The following is a 782-nucleotide window of genomic DNA, read 5'->3' as shown; positions in this document are numbered from 1 at the left end:
GAGGTGAAGTTGTGCCGCGGCGGCGGGCAGGAGGTGGCCCACTCCAGCGATCCGCCGAAGCCCCAGGGGTCATCCACCTCGACCTTCTTCGCGCTGCGCCAGGTGATGTAGACGTTCCAGAAGAACGGGATCAGCGAGGCGCCGAGCACGAAGGAGGCGATGGTGGAGAACTGGTTCATCGCGGTGAAGTTGTCCTCGGGCAGGTAGTCCGCGTAGCGGCGCGGCATGCCCAGCACGCCCAGCCAGTGCTGGATCAGGAAGGTGCCGTGGAAGCCCAGGAACAGCAGCCAGAAGTGGATCTTGCCCAGGCGCTCGTTGAGCATCTTGCCGGTCCACTTGGGCCACCAGAAGTAGAAGCCGGCGAACATGGCGAAGACCACGGTGCCGAAGACCACGTAGTGGAAGTGGGCGACCACGAAGTAGGTGTCGGAGACGTGGAAGTCCAGCGGCGGGGAGGCCAGGATGATGCCGGTCAGGCCGCCGAAGAGGAAGGTGACCAGGAAGCCCAGGCTCCAGAGCATCGGGGTCTCGAAGGTGAGCGAGCCGCGCCACATGGTGCCGATCCAGTTGAAGAACTTCACGCCGGTGGGCACCGCAATCAGCATGGTCATGAAGGCAAAGAACGGCAGCATGACCGAGCCGGTGACGTACATGTGGTGCGCCCAGACGGTCACCGACAGGGCGGCGATGGCGATGGTGGCGTAGACCAGGCCCTTGTAGCCGAAGATCGGCTTGCGGCTGAAGACCGGGAAGATCTCCGAGACGATGCCGAAGAACGGCAG

General features: G+C 63.9%; 1 protein-coding gene. It reads right to left on the bottom strand.

The annotated features are described in order from the left end of the window. Positions 1-782 (bottom strand): cbb3-type cytochrome c oxidase subunit I (locus AC5RWU_RS24425; RefSeq protein WP_493986753.1); only part of this gene is annotated, 782 nt, incomplete at both ends.

It is taken from the genome of Arthrobacter sp. B0427-1-12 (assembly GCF_059092905.1).
The sequence above is the reverse complement of the archived record's forward strand: the minus strand, read 5'-3'. Positions and strand labels throughout refer to the sequence as shown.